1 protein-coding gene is annotated in these 927 nt (G+C 34.8%); it reads right to left on the reverse strand.

Translation table 11 applies throughout. The features are described 5' to 3' along the window. Positions 1 to 72 precede the first annotated feature (72 nt). Positions 73 to 528, reverse strand: coding sequence for a hypothetical protein (locus LD39_RS19075; protein WP_052158958.1), 456 nt, complete (start codon positions 526 to 528; stop codon positions 73 to 75). Positions 529 to 927: the final 399 nt, after the last annotated feature.

Below are 927 nucleotides of genomic sequence, written 5' to 3' on the forward strand. Positions count from 1 at the left end.
TCATTCAGAGCAATCGATTACTTCAAAATTTCCCTACACTTCGTTGTTCGTCTTTAGATTGGATGCTTTTAATTATGTCCCAGTCTCTTTACTAGAAGAGTCCAAATAATTAGGGGACTCTTCCTTTTTTATACTGTCTAATAGGATATATCCGAATACAATTCCGGCTATGGTTGTTATTGTCGGGCTTCCAATTAGAATGATTTTTGGTATGGCTATGTAACGGTTAGCTAATGGTGAATAGGGAAGAATCGACATCGTTGTGATGTAAAGGGCTGGTATAGCAATGGAAGTGAATTTAATCCAGTCAAACGTCCAGAGCTTTTTTGCTCTTATTTCAATGATCAATTTTGGCAATCTTAGAAGCAGGCCAATCAAAATGGGGAATAGACTATCAAAAACGACAACTGGAAATAAATTAAAATTTGTTTGAGCCTCTTCTTGTAACTGTACCTGATACTTCATTCCAAAGTGAATGAGAAGTCCAATAAATATGGTAAAGAAGAAATAGTAAAAAAAGCGCTTCATTATTTTCCTCCTCTGAAGTTTGCTAGCCCCATAGGATACATATGCTTTTCTGGGCTGACCTTAATAATCTGATCCTATCATACGAAGCAGTCACTGAGAACATTCGATCCTCTACAGTCATTAAAGTGCTGACAAGTTATCATTACGATAAAATCAGTCAAAGAATCGTTTCTTCAACTCGATGGCTTTCCTTTCTTAATTATGCAAAAGAAATCAATCTAGTATTTTAAAAGAAAAACTACAATCAAACGGAATACGGAGAAAAAACCACAAGTAAGGATTGAAATCTCATAAATATTCCCGAAATGAGGGGGAGGTTTATGAGGTTTTTTAGAGAGATGAATGGATTTTCACAAAAAGATTCCAGCGACAATTTTATTTTTAATTTTGTTAACAGGA

The organism is Halobacillus sp. BBL2006 (assembly GCF_000786645.1).
Lineage (GTDB): Bacteria > Bacillota > Bacilli > Bacillales > Halobacillaceae > Halobacillus.

Bases quoted from the DNA above. Each gene is read 5' to 3' on its own strand.
- LD39_RS19075 (WP_052158958.1), bottom strand. From the start codon at position 528: ATGAAGCGCTTTTTTTACTATTTCTTCTTTACCATATTTATTGGACTT.